Source organism: Salinibacter sp. (assembly GCF_036626415.1).
In the GTDB taxonomy this organism is placed as follows: domain Bacteria; phylum Bacteroidota; class Rhodothermia; order Rhodothermales; family Salinibacteraceae; genus Salinibacter.
Genome location: NZ_JAZKRW010000002.1, coordinates 63,040 through 79,145, shown reverse-complemented (window position 1 = coordinate 79,145; position 16,106 = coordinate 63,040). Strand labels below are relative to the sequence as shown.

The 16,106-nt window shown below is 67.3% G+C and carries 15 protein-coding genes and 1 tRNA gene; 10 read left to right on the top strand and 6 right to left on the bottom strand.

Annotated elements, in window-relative coordinates:
* Positions 1–246: 246 nt before the first annotated feature.
* Positions 247–320: transfer RNA gene (locus V5A20_RS00915), tRNA-Arg, on the bottom strand.
* A gap of 134 nt (positions 321–454) precedes the next feature.
* On the opposite strand from V5A20_RS00915, the gene V5A20_RS00910 reads away from it, so the two are divergent.
* The 8 genes from V5A20_RS00910 (at position 455) to ansA (ending at position 8,429) form a co-directional block, all read left to right on the top strand.
* On the top strand, positions 455–1,459 hold the full coding sequence (locus tag V5A20_RS00910) for a CPBP family intramembrane glutamic endopeptidase (RefSeq protein ID WP_332326546.1): 1,005 nt from the start codon (positions 455–457) through the stop codon (positions 1,457–1,459).
* A gap of 14 nt (positions 1,460–1,473) precedes the next feature.
* On the top strand, positions 1,474–1,854 hold the full coding sequence (locus V5A20_RS00905; RefSeq protein ID WP_332314547.1) for a putative signal transducing protein: 381 nt from the start codon (positions 1,474–1,476) through the stop codon (positions 1,852–1,854).
* Between the two features lie 47 nt (positions 1,855–1,901).
* A complete protein-coding gene (locus tag V5A20_RS00900; protein WP_332314546.1) occupies positions 1,902–2,720 on the top strand; it encodes a phosphatidate cytidylyltransferase in 819 nt (272 codons plus the stop codon).
* Positions 2,721–2,866: 146 nt separating this feature from the next.
* Positions 2,867–3,067 carry a hypothetical protein gene (locus V5A20_RS00895; protein WP_332314545.1) on the top strand — a complete coding sequence of 67 codons (201 nt, stop codon included), beginning with the start codon at positions 2,867–2,869 and terminating at the stop codon, positions 3,065–3,067.
* Between the two features lie 22 nt (positions 3,068–3,089).
* The gene (mutL, locus tag V5A20_RS00890) at positions 3,090–5,099 is read left to right on the top strand and encodes a DNA mismatch repair endonuclease MutL (protein ID WP_332326545.1); all 2,010 of its coding nucleotides are present in this window, start codon (positions 3,090–3,092) and stop codon (positions 5,097–5,099) included.
* Positions 5,100–5,128: 29 nt separating this feature from the next.
* Positions 5,129–6,535, top strand: coding sequence for a tRNA lysidine(34) synthetase TilS (gene tilS, locus V5A20_RS00885; protein WP_332326544.1), 1,407 nt, complete (start codon positions 5,129–5,131; stop codon positions 6,533–6,535).
* Between the two features lie 73 nt (positions 6,536–6,608).
* Complete coding sequence (gene hpt, locus V5A20_RS00880; protein WP_332314542.1) at positions 6,609–7,196, top strand: hypoxanthine phosphoribosyltransferase; 588 nt, start codon at positions 6,609–6,611, stop codon at positions 7,194–7,196.
* A 144-nt stretch (positions 7,197–7,340) separates the two neighbouring features.
* Positions 7,341–8,429 (top strand): asparaginase, encoded by a 1,089-nt coding sequence (ansA, locus tag V5A20_RS00875; protein WP_332314541.1) that lies wholly within the window; start codon positions 7,341–7,343, stop codon positions 8,427–8,429.
* A 7-nt stretch (positions 8,430–8,436) separates the two neighbouring features.
* Here the strand turns inward: ansA and V5A20_RS00870 are convergent, their stop codons facing one another.
* The 5 genes from V5A20_RS00870 to V5A20_RS00850 all read right to left on the bottom strand — a co-directional run bounded on the left by V5A20_RS00870 (position 8,437) and on the right by V5A20_RS00850 (position 13,868).
* On the bottom strand, positions 8,437–9,855 hold the full coding sequence (locus V5A20_RS00870) for a tryptophanase (protein WP_332314540.1): 1,419 nt from the start codon (positions 9,853–9,855) through the stop codon (positions 8,437–8,439).
* 97 nt (positions 9,856–9,952) lie between these two features.
* The gene (locus V5A20_RS00865; RefSeq protein WP_332314539.1) at positions 9,953–10,477 is read right to left on the bottom strand and encodes an RNA polymerase sigma factor; all 525 of its coding nucleotides are present in this window, start codon (positions 10,475–10,477) and stop codon (positions 9,953–9,955) included.
* Between the two features lie 398 nt (positions 10,478–10,875).
* A complete protein-coding gene (locus V5A20_RS00860) occupies positions 10,876–12,189 on the bottom strand; it encodes an HD domain-containing protein (protein ID WP_332314538.1) in 1,314 nt (437 codons plus the stop codon).
* Positions 12,190–12,261: 72 nt separating this feature from the next.
* Positions 12,262–13,134: a lipase family alpha/beta hydrolase gene (locus tag V5A20_RS00855; protein WP_332314537.1), complete on the bottom strand. Its 873-nt coding sequence runs from the start codon at positions 13,132–13,134 to the stop codon at positions 12,262–12,264.
* Between the two features lie 80 nt (positions 13,135–13,214).
* A complete protein-coding gene (locus V5A20_RS00850; protein WP_332314536.1) occupies positions 13,215–13,868 on the bottom strand; it encodes a phosphatidate cytidylyltransferase in 654 nt (217 codons plus the stop codon).
* A 208-nt stretch (positions 13,869–14,076) separates the two neighbouring features.
* On the opposite strand from V5A20_RS00850, the gene V5A20_RS00845 reads away from it, so the two are divergent.
* Together V5A20_RS00845 and hemE are read left to right on the top strand one after the other, a co-directional pair.
* On the top strand, positions 14,077–14,946 hold the full coding sequence (locus tag V5A20_RS00845) for a dienelactone hydrolase family protein (protein WP_332314535.1): 870 nt from the start codon (positions 14,077–14,079) through the stop codon (positions 14,944–14,946).
* 90 nt (positions 14,947–15,036) lie between these two features.
* Entirely contained in the window at positions 15,037–16,101 is a 1,065-nt protein-coding gene (gene hemE / locus V5A20_RS00840; RefSeq protein ID WP_332314534.1) for a uroporphyrinogen decarboxylase, read from the top strand.
* The last annotated feature ends 5 nt before the right edge of the window (positions 16,102–16,106 follow it).

Here is a 16,106-nt window from a genome sequence, read left to right as displayed (position 1 = left end):
GGCTCGGCGGACACTGATCCTGCGGACGGTCCGTGAAGGTGGTTGGTTCGGATGGTCCACCATGCCCGTGGTATGAGACCAGCGCCCCCTGTCCGATCCGTTGTCTCGGCCCGGAACAGAAAAGCGTCATCGCAAGGGGGAGAAGGGAGAACACGTGGATCTCCTGTCCCACGATGGCCTGCTGTCAGCACCCACCGGCATAGAAAACGCCCGCCTGAGAACAACGCTCAAGCGGGCATCGAATCGTGCGCTCGGGAGGATTCGAACCCCCGGCCTTCGGTACCGGAAACCGATGCTCTGTCCGACTGAGCTACGAGCGCGAGAGACAAATTACACTAGTGTGTTCGCAAGACACCCCAAAGTGTTCCTGCAAAGAATCGGCGAAGGGGCAAACAGGAGACGACGCCGTACCTTCAAGGCGCCGTCGATGCATTTCCAGTTAGGCCCCCAGGCCGTGGACCTCCCTTCTTCTTCCTCCGGCAGTGTTCTTGTTGACCCATGGACCCGGCCGGGCCGCCTTCCCCTGGATGGCCCGTTGGAGCAGGCGACGGTGGGACGGGCCACGCTGAGTTTCGTGACGGGCCTGCTGGGCCTGGGGGGGGCGTTTCTGTTGTTCCAGTTTCTTTTGAGCCCCATTGCGCTCCTCGTCCAGATTGCGATGGCGGAGGGCGGGCTGTCGATGGAAGCATTTCAGGACCCGGAGCGGCTGATGGCCTCCTACACGCAAGAGTTGGTCGTCAGCAACAGCGTCGGGCAGGTGCTGGGCCTGGCGGTGCCGGCGCTCTTGGCGGCCCGACTGCACTCCTCGGAATGGGCGGGCTATTTGCGTCTCCGGGGGGTGGATGGACGGCTCTTGGCGCTGGCCCTGATCGGCATCGTGGGGCTACAGCCCGTCACACAGTGGCTCGCGGAGCTGAACCGGGCGCTGCCCCTGCCGGAGTCCGTCCGGGTCATGGAGCAGTCCCAGCTGGAGCTCATCCGCAGCGTGCTGCAAAGCGACCTGGGCCTCGTGTTCAACCTCACGATGCTGGCGCTCGTCCCGGGCGTCTGCGAGGAGCTGCTGTTCCGGGGCTACGCCCAGCGGCAGTTTGAGCGGGCCGCGGGGCCGGCCGCGGGCATTCTTCTGGCCGGGGGCCTCTTCGGGCTGTACCACCTCCGCCCCTCGCAGGTCCTTCCGCTCACGGTGCTGGGGCTCTACATGGCGTATCTGGTGTGGCGCACGGGCAGCCTCGTCCCGGCCGTTCTGGTCCACATCCTTCACAATGGGTTTGCCGTCGTCGGGGCCCGCTACGTGGAGGCACATCCCGACTACAGTGTCCGCACGCTCGAGCAGGCCGCCATGCCGTGGTCCCTGGTGGGGCTCGGGTTCGTCATTGTCGCCGGTGTTCTCTATGTTATGCATTCCCTCGCGCCACGCATCTGCGACACGCGAGGCGGATCGGAACGCTCTTCTCCTTGATTGCTTCCGCCCCCATGAGTTCGCACGAAGACTGGGTGAGTGTCTTTCGGACCAGCACCGATTACGAGGCCGATCTTGTTCGGGACCGGCTCGACGACAGCGGCATTCCGGCCGTCGTCCTGACCCAGCGCGACCACGCCTTCAACCTGACGGTGGGCGACCTGGCCTCGGTCCACGTGATGGTGCCGCCGCCGCAGGCCGACCGGGCGGTGTCGCTGCTGGAGGAGCAGCTTTCGGACGAAGAGCTGGAGGCGGCGGCGCTCGGGGCCGACCCCGACGCGCCCCCAGCCAACACCCCCGACCAGGATTCCAAGCTCGACTCCGGGCACGAACACATGGACCTCGGGCCGCCCGACGAGGAGGCGGAGGACGCCGACGACGATGCGTCTGCGTAGGCGCGTAGCACCGACGTCATGGAGTGGACTGATCGCACCGCGTCGCCGTGAGCAACAACCTCCGCCGGATCGTGACGGCCCTCGTGGCGGCGCCGGTCGTACTGGGACTGGCCTATTTGGGGGGATGGTGGTTTGCGGGCCTTGTTGCCGGCATTGGGGGACTGGGGCAACGAGAGCTCTACCGGATGGCCCGCCAGGGCGGAGCGTGGCCCCAGCGAACGTGGGGGTTCGTCGTCGGGGCGCTCCTCGTGGTCACGTTCCTGCGGCCGGCCTTCTGGGCCATCGGGGCGGTGGCCCTGCTGCTCTTCATCGTGGCCGCGCCGCTGTTGGTGCCGCAGGAGCGGTTCCTGTTTAGCTTCGCGGTGACGCTCACAGGCGCAGTGTACCCGACGGGCCTGCTGGGGAGCCTCATCTGGCTTCGGGAGGCCCGGAGTGCGGCCGTCGGCGACGACGAGGCGTTTTGGCTGGTCGTGTTCGTCTTGCTGGTGGTCTGGGCGACGGACGTGGCGGCCTACTACGTCGGCAAGAGCCTCGGGCAGCGCCCCCTTGCCCCCTCCATCTCCCCGAACAAAACGTGGGAGGGCACGCTCGGGGGACTGGGCGCAGCCCTGATCGTCGGCCTGCTGCTCAAGCTGACCGTCGTGGACCTCCTCGCCTGGGCCCATGTGGCTGCACTCATCGGGATTGGGGGCGGCGTAAGCCAGCTCGGCGACCTCCTAGAGAGCAAGCTGAAGCGGTCGGTGGCGGTCGACGACTCGAGCCACCTCCTGCCGGGCCATGGCGGGATGCTGGATCGTTTTGACGCGATGGCCGTGGCGGCTCCGCTCAGCGTGCTCTACCTCCACCTGGTCGCGGGACTGGTGTAGCTGTAGCGCCCGACCGCGTGGGGACGGACGTGCGGGCCGGCTGGGGGACGGTCTGAGAAGCGCCGCGCGCCGGGGGGCAGGAACGACGGCTCCGATCGCCCTGTTCAGCCGGATGTACGAATCCCCGACACGCAGCCGCCGCGACCATGGGTCTGTTTAGTGCCGGGCGCGGGCCTCGGTCGTTCGACTACCGGCCCCGCCACCACGATCCTGAGGAGGCGGACGACCGCGACATCCGACGGCGGATGAAGTCCCGTCGTGCACAGGAAGCGCAGCGCAGTCCGCTCAGCCTGCTGTTTTTCCTGGCCCTCCTGTTTCTCACGTTGCTCCTTTACTACTCGCTGTAAGTTTCCTCAATCCGTCCCTGCCGTGGCCGACGAGCCCACCACGTCCGAGGGTCTCATCGAGGTGATGTCCGACCGCCTCGCCAACCAGATCGCGGCGGGCGAGGTGGTGCAGCGGCCCGCCTCGGTGGCCAAAGAGCTGATTGAGAATTCGCTCGATGCGGGGGCCTCATCCATCGAGGTGCTCCTGAAGGACGCGGGCAGCACTCTCGTGCAGGTCATCGACGACGGGTGCGGCATGGGCCCGGCGGACGCGGAGCGTTGCTTTGAGCGGCACGCCACCAGCAAGCTCCGGTCCGTGGACGACCTGGAGCGCATCCGGACGCTTGGGTTTCGGGGAGAGGCCCTCGCGTCGATCGCCGCTGTGGCGCAGGTGACGCTCAAGACGAAGCGGGTGGAGGACGACGCGGGACTCCTGGTGCGCGTGGAGGGGGGAAAGCAGGTCGAGACGCGCCCCTGCGCGATCCCGAGCGGAACCTCCGTGGCGGTCCGCAACCTCTTCTTTAACGTGCCGGCCCGCCGCAATTTTCTGAAGACCCCGGCCACAGAGCTGAAGCACCTCACGCAAACGGTCCAGTCGTTGGCCCTGGCCAATCCCGGCACGGCGGTGCGGCTGGAGCACGACGGCCACGAGCATTACGACCTTCCTGGAGCCTCGAGCGACGACTGGCCCGCGGCCACCCGTGCCCGCATCCTGGGCCTTTTCGGCGAGGACCACGAGGGGGAGCTGGTGGCGGTGGAGGATGCGTCGAGCGACCTTACTGTGCGCGGGTTCGTGGGGGCGCCCTCCTTTCATCGGAAGACCCGCGGGGAGCAGTTTCTATTCGTGAACGGCCGGGCCGTCACGGACCGGTACCTGAGCCATGCGGTCAAGAAGGCGTACGGCGAGCTGGTTCCGGACGGAGCGTTTCCGTTCTTTGCGCTCTTTCTGACGATGACCCCCGAGCGGGTGGACGTAAACGTGCATCCGCAGAAGGAAGAGGTCAAGTTCGACGATCAAAGCGGCATCTATGGCTTCCTCCGCAGTGCCGTGCGGCGGGCCCTGGGACGGGTGCACGTGTCCCCACAGCTGGACGACGGGGCGGAGGACGGCACGAAAGAGGAGAATGCTTCGAAGGGGAATGATTCGGGTTCTGGCACCGACGATACGGGGAGTGCAGGCGACTCTGCCTCTCCGGTGTCGGGGGATGGGACCTCCTCCCCGCGGCCCACGCCGACCTCATTCCAACCCCGGCGATCGTCCGGGGACAGCAACGGGTCGGGGGGAGCGTCGTCAACGCCGTCGCCTCGGTCGTCCGGTTCGAAGGGGGACGACGCGTCCCCTGCGCCCGGCGATCAGTCCAGTGCCCTTTACCGCCCGCCCAGCGACTCTGATGATCCGTCTTCGGACGATGCGCCCGCTACCGGCCCGCAGCCGGCCCCCGCCGAGTCGGCGGCCGCGCCGAGCGAGGGTGCGTCGGGCGACTCCGATCGCCGGCCGGTATGGGGCCTGCACGACACCTACGTCGTGACGCCGACCGAGACGGGGATGATGCTCGTCGACCAGCGGGCGGCCCACGTTCGGGTGCTGTACGAGCGCGCCCGGGCGGATCTCCGCGACCAGCAGGGGGCCTCGCAGCGCCTGCTTTTCCCGCACACCGTGGATTTGTCTCCTGCCGAGGTGGAACTGTTGGAGGAGCTGCGGGACGACCTTGAGGCACTCGGGTTTGCGCTGGAGCGCCTCAGCGGGCGGACCGTCTCGGTGCGGGGCGTGCCGGCCGACGTGCCGGACGGCAACGAGGACACGATTCTGGAGGAGCTCCTGGAGCAATACCGGTCTGCCCAGGACGCGGTGGAGGATGGGCGCCGCGAGCACCTCGCGAAAACGATGGCCCAGCGGAGTGCTGTGGAGCGGGGGCAGCCACTGTCGGAGGGGGAGCGCCGGGCCCTCCTCCACGACCTCTTCGACTGCGAGATGCCCTACGCCGACCCCACCGGCACGCCCACGACGGTAAAGCTTTCGATGGAGGAACTGGCCGATCGCTTCGGGCGGTAGGTCGGCCTCGCCCACACGCGTTCAACCCGATGGCCCACGCGCTCATCGATACGGTCGCGGCGTTCAGTGAGCGGCATGCGCTCCTGAACGAAGAGCCGGTCCTGGTGGCCGTCAGTGGCGGGGTGGACTCGATGACGTGTCTTTCCGTCCTTCGCCAACTGGGGGTCGATGTGCACGCCTTCCACGCGAACTATGGGCTTCGGAAGGGAGCCGAGAAGGATGAGGCGCTGGTGGCGGACTGGTGTGCCGGGCAACAGCCGCCGGTCCCGCTTCGTACGGTCTCCGTCGACGCGAAGGCGCGGGCCGCGGCGCGAGACGAGTCGCTTCAAGAGGCTGCCCGGCGACTGCGGTACGACGCCCTTGCCGACCACGCTGCGGAGATGAAGGCCTCCGCCGTGGCGACCGGTCATCACCGCGACGACCAGGCCGAGACGCTGCTCCTGAATCTCCTTCGGGGAAGCGGGCCGGAGGGCCTGGCTGGCATGCGTCCGGCGCGTCCTTTGCAGGCCGCGCCGTCCGTATCGCTGGTGCGACCGCTCTTGAAGGTCAGCCGGGACGACATCGAAGCCTACGCCGAGGCGACCGATCTGCCGTGGCGGACCGACCCGACGAACCGCAGTCTCGACTACGACCGGGGCGTCCTTCGAACCGAGATTCTCCCGCGGCTGGAATCCCACTTCGAGGGTGCGACCGAGATCCTGGCCCGCTCGGCCGGGCTCATGCAGGAATACGTGGATCAGGCCCTCCGCCCGGCCCTACAGCAGCGGATGAATCGGGCGTACACGGACTGTGACCCGGGTGGGGCCCTGTCCGTAGAGGCGCTGCAGGAGGCCCCTCCCGTCTGGCGCCGCCGTCTTCTCCTGGAAGCCCTGCGGCGCACGCTGCCCGCGGCGCCCTACTCCCGCGCGGTGGGGGAGGAGTTGGAGGCCCTCGTCCACGCCCAGGTGGGTGCGCGCGTGGAACTGGGGAGCGGCACCATCTGGCGAGAGCGCGGTCGGGTGCGCTTCGTGCCCCACGCCGCGGGGCCCGCCCCGCAGTCCCCGACGCCCGTCGAGTGGGAGACCCCAGTGTCGATTCCTCAGGGAGAGCTCTGGGTGGAGCACTGCGGAGAGCGGCCTGCGTCGCTAGACGCCGGCACCCCGCGGGTGGTGTACGCCGACGCGGGTCGGTTGGGGACGGCCCTGACCGTGCGCCCCTGGGCTTCGGGCGACCGGATCCAGCCCCTCGGACTAGACGGCACGAAACCCGTGAGCGACCTTCTCACCGACAACCGGGTCCCGCCGCACAAACGGAGCCGGGTGTCTGTGCTGTGCTCGGACGCCCGGATTGCCTGGGTGGTGGGGTACCGACTCGATCATCGGGTCCGTGTGCGTCCCGACACCGACCGGGTGGCCCGTCTCGTCCTACGTCCACGTGAAAAACCCTCGGACAATTGACACTCTTCGGAGCCACGGCCTAGCTTAGATCGTCGCTTCTGCGCCTCACTCTTTTGGATTGCCGGTCCCCGATATGCCCGCTACGCGCGACCTCTTGAACACGCCCGTACAGCCCGCCGACGCCGTTGTCACTGTACAGGGCGACCGCTTTCGACGCTACCTGTCGGCCAATCGCATTCAGGAGCGGGTCGCCGAGATTGGCCAGACCATCACCCGCGACTACGCCACCACGACGCCCATCCTCGTGAGCGTTCTGAACGGCGCCTTTATGTATACCGCCGACCTGATGCGGGCCATCGATACAGACTGCGAAATCGACTTCATCAAGCTCTCCTCGTACGGGGACGAGAAGGTGTCGAGCGGAGAGGTGCGAGAGCTCAAAAGCATCGACGCCGACCTAGAGGGGCGCGACGTGATCGTGGTCGAGGACATTGTGGACACGGGGCTGTCGATGGAGTTCATCAAGCGCCGTCTCGCGGAGTATAACCCCGCGTCTCTTCGCGTGTCGACGCTGCTCCACAAGCCCACGGCGACGGAGCCGGACCTCACGCTCGACTACGTCGGCTTCCGCATCCCGGACCTCTTCGTGATTGGGTATGGGCTCGACTACGGCCAAGTCGCCCGCAACCTCCCCGACATTTACATTCTCGACGAGGAGTAACGGCAGAGGCGAACAGGGAGTGGGCATCTACGGGAAGGGCTTTTTGGGTTCAGGCGATTGTCGAGACCGAATCTCATACCCCACTGTCCAACACGACACTAGGCGCCTGCACTGGGTTTCCTTTCGAACATCCACCTCGCACTGATGGCGACGTCCGCGCCCCGCATTCTCGTGGTCTATACGGGGGGCACCGTCGGCATGGTGGAAAGCGAGGAGGGCTACGTGCCCGGGCCCGGCACCCTGGAGGCCCTCATGGACCAGCGGGCGTCGTTTCAGTCGGAGGACGTGCCCGACTACGACGTGCATGCGTTCGATCCGCTGCTCGACAGCGCGAACATGACGCCGGACGACTGGCTGCAGATCGCGGAGGCGATTCGGGCCCGCTTCGAGGCGTACGATGGCTTCCTGGTTGTGCACGGGACGGACACGATGGCGTTTACGGCCTCGGCGCTCGCCTTCATGCTGCACCCACTCGACAAGCCGGTGCTCCTGACGGGGGCCCAGCTTCCGCTCGCGGAGACGCGGACCGACGCCCAGGGGAACCTGCTGACCTCCCTTCTGCTGCTCGGAGCCCACGCCGATCGGCTGGCTGGGGTGCATCTGTTCTTTCACGACCGCCTGTACCGGGGCACCCGCGTGACAAAGGTAAACGCCGACGCGTTTGCGGCGTTCGACTCCCCTAACTTCCCGGCCGTGGGAACGGCAGGGATTGACCTGGACGTGGAATGGAATCGGGTGCCGGCGCCCCACCGTCCCCCCCGGCCGCCCGCCGTGACGGAGATGGGGGAGGCGACGGTCTCGGCGTTTCGTCTCTTTCCGGGCCTGGACGCCGCTTCGCTGGAGAACGTCTTGGCCCCGCCGGTGCAGGGGGTGGTGCTGGAGTGCTTCGGGGCGGGCAATGCGCCGGCCAAGAACGAGGCGTTTCTGGAGGTCCTCCGTGAGGCGACCGACCGAGGGGTCGTCATCGTGGCGGTGACGCAGCCGCTGCGGGGCACGGCGGACCTCGACCTGTACGCCACCGGCCAGGCCCTGGCGGACGCGGGGGCGGTGAGCGGGTATGACATGACGACGGAGGCGGCGCTGGCGAAGCTCTACTATCTGTTCGAGCAGAACCACGCCCCCGGCGAGGTGCGTCGTCTCGTCCAGAACAACCTCCGGGGCGAGCTGACGCCGCCGGAGGAGGTGCCGCCGGCCCTGGGCCGGGCCCGGCGCCGCGTGGCGGGCTACCGATAACAGCGGGTCACGACGCGTGGGCGGGTCTCTCGGTCTCGTGGTGGACGGCCTCGGGGTCTTTGGGCCGGAAGTGGGCCGTGAAATGGCGGAGTTGGGGCGGCTCTTCGGTAATCGCATACCCGCAGAGGGCGTCCTTGCGGCCCACCAGTTCCTCAAAGCACTCGATCACGTAGTCGACGTGGCTTTGGGTGTAGACGCGGCGGGGGATGGCGAGGCGCAGGAGTTCCTGGTCGGCCGGCGCCTCGCTGCCGTCGGGCTGCCGGCCAAACATGACCGATCCGATCTCGACCCCACGGATGCCGCCCGTCAAGTACAGGGCCACGGCCAGCGACTGGGCCGGGTACTCTAGCGGGGGGATGTGGGGGAGGAGCGACTTGGCGTCGATATACACCGCGTGCCCGCCCACCGGCTTCACGATGGGCACCCCCAGGTCCGTGAGGGCCTCGCCCAGGTAGCGCGTGGAGGCCATGCGGTACTCCAAGTAGTCCTCATCGACGATCTCCTGGAGCCCTCGGGCAATGGCCTCCAGGTCGCGCCCGGCGAGCCCCCCATAGGTGGGAAAGCCCTCCGTGAGGATGAGTTGATTGCGGGCCTCGCGGGCCCACGTGTCGTCGTCGAGGGCCAGCCATCCGCCGATGTTGACCAGGGCATCCTTCTTGGCGCTCATGGTCATGCCGTCCGCGTGCGAAAACATCTCCCGGACAATCGCCTTGACGGAGCGGTCGCCGTACCCGTCTTCGCGCTGCTTGATGAAGTAGGCATTCTCGGCGAAGCGACAGGCGTCGAGGATGAGCGGGACGTCGTGCTCCTCGCACAGGGCCTTCGCCCCCTGCAGGTTGGCGAGGGAGACGGGCTGCCCGCCGCCCGAGTTGTTGGTAACGGTCAGCATGACGATCGGCACGCGGTCGCCCTTCTCCGTCAGGAGGGCGTCGAGCCGGTCCAGGTCGATGTTTCCCTTGAACGGATGGGGGAGATCGGGGTCGAGGCCCTCTTCGATGACGAGGTCCACCGCCTCGGCGCCCGTGGCCTCAATGTTGGCGCGCGTGGTGTCGAAGTGCGTGTTGCTTGGAATTTTGGTGTCGGGGCCCGCCACGAGGCCCATCAGAATGCGCTCGGCGGCCCGGCCCTGATGGGTGGGAATGACGTGCTCGAACGGCATCAAATCCTTGACCGCCTCTTCGAACCGAAAGTAGGAAGGAGAGCCCGCGTAGCTCTCGTCCCCCTGCATGAGGCCGGCCCACTGTGCCGCGCTCATCGCGGAGGTGCCTGAGTCCGTAAGCAGGTCGATGATGACGTCATCGGCGTGCAGGTTGAACAGGTTGTAGTGGGCCTCCTGAATCATCCGCTCGCGCTCGGCCCGAGACGTGAGTTGAATGGGCTCGACCGACTTAATCCGGAACGGCTCGATGATGGTGTCCCTCTCCATGGCGAACTGAGAAGCTCTGGGGGTGAAATGTGTTGACAACCTATCAACTCAGTCACCCAAGGACAACGAAGGGCCAGGGGAGGAAGGCGGAAAAAAGCTACGCAGGAATCGGGTCAAGGGCGCGGTCGATCTGGGCGCGCAGCTTTTTGCGTCCCCGGTGGAGGTAGACCTTGACCGTATTGAGCGGCATGTCCAGCGTCTCCGCAATTTCTTTGTACTTCAGGCCCTGCAGTTCGCGGAGGGCGACCACGCGGCGGTACGGCTGGTCGACGCGGTCGAGCGCATCCAGCACGTGGTCGTGAAGGTCGGCCGCCTCGGCGTGCCGGTCGGGCGTCCGGTCCGGACTTGGGGCGCGGTCTACGCCATCGGGGTCGTGCTGGACGGTCTTGCGCCGCCGCTGTCGGGCCCGGAGGCGATCGATGCAGGCGTTCCGGGTCACGCGCATCAGCCAGGCGATGACCCCGTCTTCGTCGAGCTCGTCCTGGTGCTCCCAGAGTGTCACCAGCACCTCCTGGGTGACGTCCTGCGCCGTGGCGTCGTCGTTCAGCATCGAGCGGGCGAACCGGTATACCTGATCTTCGTGCGCGGAGACCTGACGTTCGAAGGCGGAAAACGTATTCATCGCGGGGGAACCATGAGTGGAACAAACCAAGCGAGCACGACGATCGGCCGTCGCGCAACCGCGGTGGACAGTTCCGTCGTGGACAGTTCCGTCCATCCTCGATTGCAGAGGCTCCTACGGCCCAGTTCGGGGCCGAGATGCCCGGTGCGCGATGAGTGGGACGGCTCGTGCGATCAATCGCCCGCTCCTGTTCTTTGGACCCAACATGGAAAGGGCTTGGCTGGAGACTGGCCGCCGATCAGGTGCGGGGGCGGATCGGGCAACGAAAACCCATCTTTAACCGCGGAGATCGGCCAGGTGCCCCCGAGGGATCCGGGACGGAAGCCAGCACCCCTGAATGTTAAAGGACTCGCGTCACGTACAGGTGTGGTTCCCCGACAGGAGAAGACGGTCTTCGATCAGCGGCCGGAGACAGCGCTAAGGTCGAGGTCGACCGGCTTTGGGAAGCACACGTAGGGCTTCTCCACGAACCCGGTAAGGTCCGAGATGGTGGTGGTGTCGGCCATCTCAGAGAGCTCGCGGGCGGTGCCGTCTCGCCCCAAGATGCCGATCAGTTCCTCGTCACTGTCGTAGGCGGTGTGGCGCGACACGTTGAGGGTGAGGTAGTGCCGGGCGGCGGCCTCGGCCTCCGATCGGGCCACGAGCTCTTCGTCCACGAGCCAGTCCGCTACCTTCGTGCGCCAGTCGGCCATCCGCGCCTCGCTGGGGCGCTGAGGCAGGAAGCGGACGCGCAGGAAGACACGGTTGATGAAGCGACGACACAAGTCGGCCAGCACCGGGTCCGGGCCTTGGATCCACTGCTTGAGGCTGAAGAGGACGTCGGTGTCGTCGAGCTGCAGATAGTGGTCGCGGACCTCAGGGGTGTCGATCGCGTCGACGTGGACGTCGTGGTCGAGAAAAAAGAGCAGGGCGCGGGAGCCACGTTGAAGCCAGTCGGGGGTGGTCCCGGCGCCGAGGTGGGTCCGTGCGCGGTGCAGGATGCCCCGCAGCAGCTCGTCGCCGGCCAGCACGGTCTTGTGGAGGTAGACCTGCCAGTACATGAGCCGACGCGAGATGAGGAAGTTTTCGACGGCGTAGATGCCTTTGGCTTCGATCATGACCTCCGCGTCGGAATCGCCCGCAAGGGGGTGCACGCGCATGGTCTTGAGCAGGCGCTGCACTCCAACCTCGCCCTCGGCCACGCCGGTGTAGAAGGAGTCGCGCCGGAGGTAGTCGAGCCGATCCATGTCAAGCTGGCTCGACACCAGCTGGTGGAAGAAGGGACGGCCGTAGGTGTCGTCGAACATGGCGAGGGCCAGGTCGAGCGCGCCGTCCATGCGCTCGTTCAGGTCCGTTAAGAGGACCCGGCTCATGTCCTCGTGCGAGAAGTCTTCGATGAGTTCGTGTTCGAGGGTGTGCGAGAACGCCCCGTGCCCCACGTCGTGCAGGAGCGCCACGGCCAGGGCGGCGGTTCGCTCCTCGGGGCTCACGGGCGTGCCCTTCTCGTTGAGGTTGGTGAGGGCGTCCTGCATCAGCGCCATTGCCCCCAGCGCATGGTTGAAGCGCGTGTGCTCGGCCCCCGGGAAGACGAGGTGCCCCACCCCAAGCTGGCGAATCCGGCGCAGGCGCTGGACCTCGGGCGTCTGGACGAGGCCCATGAGCACAGTCTTCGGCACGGAGATAAACCCATGCACCGGGTCCGAGAAAAGCTTAAAGCGCTGGTTGGAAGACACGAGGTGTGGACGGGCGGTTGGGGCGACGCGTCGCCGGACAAGCGAGGGGTCGCGGGCTCAGCCGGCCGCGGGCTACCACCCGTGGTCGGCCAGGTTCTGTGCGATGGTGGTGTAGAAGGCATTCGAGTCAAAGTCCGCGGCGAGGCCCGACGAGAGGCCCACCTGCCGGGCGTGATCGGCGTCGACGGTGCCCTGGTAGTCGCCCCAGCGCGCGCTGTCGACGCTCACGATGCCGTCGTTCTCTCCTTCCTCCTTGTAGAGATAGCGGTTCAGGTAGCGAAAAATGGGGGCGATGGGGATGGCGGTTCCCTTGCCGGCCCGGCAGCCGTAGGACCAATATTCGACGTCCGGGTGGTTGGGCACCTCGGGGTTGAACGTATTTTCCATGTGTTCGGGGGTGAGCTCCGTGAGGGCCTGCCGGATGTTCGCCGAGCCGTCCTCCAGGATGTGGGTCCCCACCCAGTCAGCCATGTCCGTGAGCCAGTCGCGCACGAGCTCGGGCTGGTCGAGCACGAGGGAGGCCACCGAGGAGCCGCGGTGGGGAGTGGCGACGGTCACGAGGGCGTCGATGACCTCGTGCCAGCCCATGGTCGAGATCAGGTAGCGGGCGTCGAGGCCGCCCATCGAGTGGGCGATGAGCAGCAGCCGATCGGCCTGCGTCTCGTCGAGCACGCGCTGTAGGCGGTCGTTCCAGGTGGCCGCCCGGGCCCGGACGGTGTTGTAGGGGGACACGTTGGGCGCCACGGCCCGCACGCCCTGCGACCGAAGGTGGAGGGCCTCTTTGTGCAGGTGCCCGCCCCGCCGGAACGAGGCCCCGACCCCGAAGCCGTGCATGAGCACGACCGGCGTGCGCAGAGGGATCATTTCGGGCTGAGGAAACGGCTCCAGGCCGGTAATGCGCCGCAGGGCGGAGGCCGGGATCGTCGTGTCCGGTTCGTCGGGCATGGAAAGAGACGGACCGACTGGGAAAAAGTCGCTGTGCGTGATACCCACCCTAACCTGGTGGGTTCGTGGACGCGCTCTCATTACGGGGAAAGGACAGGGGCCAGCGTCACGGGACGTCCCATGATGAGGGCCTCGCAGCCGACGACTGCCACCGCGGCTGCCACGGGCACGCGGATGTTGTCGTTGACGGGCAGGGAGAGGGCTTCGACCCCCGCGCCCACCAGAACGCCGGCGGCCGCCGGGCCGAAGGCGATGGACGAAAAAGAGGCCATAACGGTCAGGCCCGTTGCGGCGAACGCAGCGGTGCCCTCCACGGTCGCCGTGCGCCCGCCCCACGTGTGACGGCCCCACCGGCGGCCCACGAGGGCCGCGGCCGCGTCCGCCAGCATGGCCATCACGAGGACGGGCACTGCAATCCGGAGGGGGAACAGAAACACCATGAGGGCCGCCCCCACCAAAACGCACGTGGCCCCATTGAGCCGAACCGTCGTTCTGGTCGCCGGCAGTTCGTCCGTTCGCATCAGGGCCCCGAAGATCCATCGGATTCCCCTGTCGAACGATTCCGAATAGGCCCGGATCACGTCGGCGGCAACGGCCACGAGGGCTGCGGGGACGAGGATGTACAGTGCTCCCGGCATCCCGACCGCCCACGCGCTGAACGGAATGACCAGGGCAAGCAGGTGGAGGGCTTTTCGGCCCAGTTCGCCGGTGTATGAGAGGGCGGGGGCAGTCACAAACACACAAAACCAGACCGCGGCATTTCGTTCGTCTTCCGAACCTTCCGCCCCGGCGATGGTTCGGCAAGGCGCCTGCACTTGGCCCAACTCTTGGATGGAACCAGTAGAAACTGGGCCGTATTGGGCTAGCACTTGGCTCCCTCTTGAGATGGACGGCGCCCCGGCCGTCGATGCTCGCCAGGATTTCCCAAACGCCACTGTTCCCATGCCCCGTTTCACTGCGCTGCTGATCCTTTGTGCACTCCCCCTGCTCGCCGGCTGTGGCTCCGATGGGGGCTCCGAGGCCGAACGCATGGCGGAAGAGCACGAGGGCGATACGCCCACGGCCACCGATGCCGCCCAGGCCCCCGAAATTCCGGTTGAGGGACGCACCGTGGACTATGGACAGGAGGACGGAACGGCCCACACCGGCTACCTTGCCGCGCCCGCCAACGTGGACTCGGTGCGGTCCGCCCAAGGGGGCGACGCGCTCCCCGGCATCGTGGTGATCCACGAGTGGTGGGGCCTCAACGACAACGTCCGGGCCGCCACGCGCCGACTCGCGGGGCAGGGCTACCGCGCCTTGGCCGTGGACCTGTACGGCGACGCCGTGGCTGAAACGCCGGACTCGGCCCAGGCACTCATGGGGCAGGCGATGGAGGAGCCGTCGCGGCTTGTCGAGAATGTGCAGGCAGGGCGTGCCCACTTGGCCTCCAAGGCCGACGCGCCCCGCACCGCCCTGCTGGGGTGGTGCTTTGGCGGGGGAATGACGTACCGGACGCTCGCGGCGGAGCCGTCCGCCTTCGACGCGGCCGTGGCCTACTACGGCACGCCGGACCCCCTTACCGGCGACGCCCTGCAGGCGCTGGAGGCCCCGATCCTTGCCCACTTCGGCACGCAGGACCGGGCCGTCTCGATCGATGCGGCCCGGAGCTTCCGAGACCGAATGAAGGACGCCGAGAAGCCGTTGTCGTACCACGAGTACGAGGCCGGCCACGCGTTCGCGAACCCGTCGGGGGAGCGCTACGACCCGGCGGCCGCCGAACAGGCCTGGGCCCGCACGACCGACTTCCTGCGCACGCACTTGTACGAATAGGCCCTCTCGCGGGGCAACGCGATCATCGAGAGTCGCCTCGCGCCGGTCACCTCAGCACCCCTTCATCCTTTCGGACCCGCCCCCTCGTACATGGCCTCCTTTCCGCCCCTCGACAACGACCGCCTGCTTCGCGCTGCCCGCGGGGAGAGCACCGACTGCACGCCCGTCTGGATGATGCGACAGGCCGGCCGGTACCTCCCCGAGTATCGGGCGATTCGGGAAGAGCATGGGTTTTTCGAGGTTGTGGAGACGCCCGACCTCGCGGCGGAAGTGACCATCCAGCCCGTGGAACGCTTTGCCATCGACGCGGCGATCCTCTTCTGTGACATCATGGTCGTGCCCGAGGCCATGGGCCTCACGGTCAAGATGGTGTCGGGGCAGGGGCCGACGTTTCCGGCGCCCCTCACGACGCCCGACGAAATGGAGCGTCTCGTGGAGCCGGAGGTCGAGACGGCCCTGGAGCATGTGTTTGCGGCGCTCACGGCGACGCGGCACAAATTGGCCGGGCGCGTGCCGCTCATTGGCTTCTCCGGGGCGCCGTGGACGCTCATGGCATACATGGTGGAAGGGGGGGGCAGCAAGTCGTATCGGGCCGCCCGGCGCTGGCTCTACCGCCACCCCGACGCCAGCAAGGCCCTGCTTCAGCGCACGACGGACGTGATTGTCGACTATCTAATCCGGCAGGTGGAGGCCGGAGCCCAGATGCTGCAGGTCTTTGACTCGTGGGCGGGCCTCCACACCCCCGAGAACTTCCGGACGTTCTGCCTGCCGTACCTCGCTGAGATCGCGTCGCGAGTGAAGGCGGCACATCCCGACGTGCCGCTCGTCGTCTTCGCCAAGGGAGCGCACTACGCCCTCGACGCGCTGGCGGACACGGACTACGATGTCATTAGCCTGGACTCTACGATGGATCCGGCCGCCGCTCGCGACACGGTCGGCGATCGGGCCGTCCTGCAGGGCAACCTCGACCCCTGTGGGTTGTACGCTCCGCCCGACGTCCTGCGGCGTGAGGTGCAACATATGTTGGCGGGGTTCGGCCCGCACCATCACATCGGCAACCTGGGCCACGGCATGCTGCCGGACCACGACCCCGAGCAGGCCCGCGTCTTCGTCGACGCCGTCCACGAGCACTCCCAGCACATGCGGACGGCCTGACGGAG

Excerpts from the sequence above, each read along its gene's own strand:
- V5A20_RS00895 (WP_332314545.1), top strand. The coding sequence starts at position 2,867 with ATGGGTCTGTTTAGTGCCGGGCGCGGGCCTCGGTCGTTCGACTACCGG.
- ansA (WP_332314541.1), top strand. The coding sequence starts at position 7,341 with ATGGCGACGTCCGCGCCCCGCATTCTCGTGGTCTATACGGGGGGCACC.
- hemE (WP_332314534.1), top strand. The coding sequence starts at position 15,037 with ATGGCCTCCTTTCCGCCCCTCGACAACGACCGCCTGCTTCGCGCTGCC.
- tilS (WP_332326544.1), top strand. The coding sequence starts at position 5,129 with ATGGCCCACGCGCTCATCGATACGGTCGCGGCGTTCAGTGAGCGGCAT.
- V5A20_RS00905 (WP_332314547.1), top strand. The coding sequence starts at position 1,474 with ATGAGTTCGCACGAAGACTGGGTGAGTGTCTTTCGGACCAGCACCGAT.
- V5A20_RS00845 (WP_332314535.1), top strand. The coding sequence starts at position 14,077 with ATGCCCCGTTTCACTGCGCTGCTGATCCTTTGTGCACTCCCCCTGCTC.
- hpt (WP_332314542.1), top strand. The coding sequence starts at position 6,609 with ATGCCCGCTACGCGCGACCTCTTGAACACGCCCGTACAGCCCGCCGAC.
- V5A20_RS00865 (WP_332314539.1), bottom strand. The coding sequence starts at position 10,477 with ATGAATACGTTTTCCGCCTTCGAACGTCAGGTCTCCGCGCACGAAGAT.
- V5A20_RS00870 (WP_332314540.1), bottom strand. The coding sequence starts at position 9,855 with ATGGAGAGGGACACCATCATCGAGCCGTTCCGGATTAAGTCGGTCGAG.
- V5A20_RS00855 (WP_332314537.1), bottom strand. The coding sequence starts at position 13,134 with ATGCCCGACGAACCGGACACGACGATCCCGGCCTCCGCCCTGCGGCGC.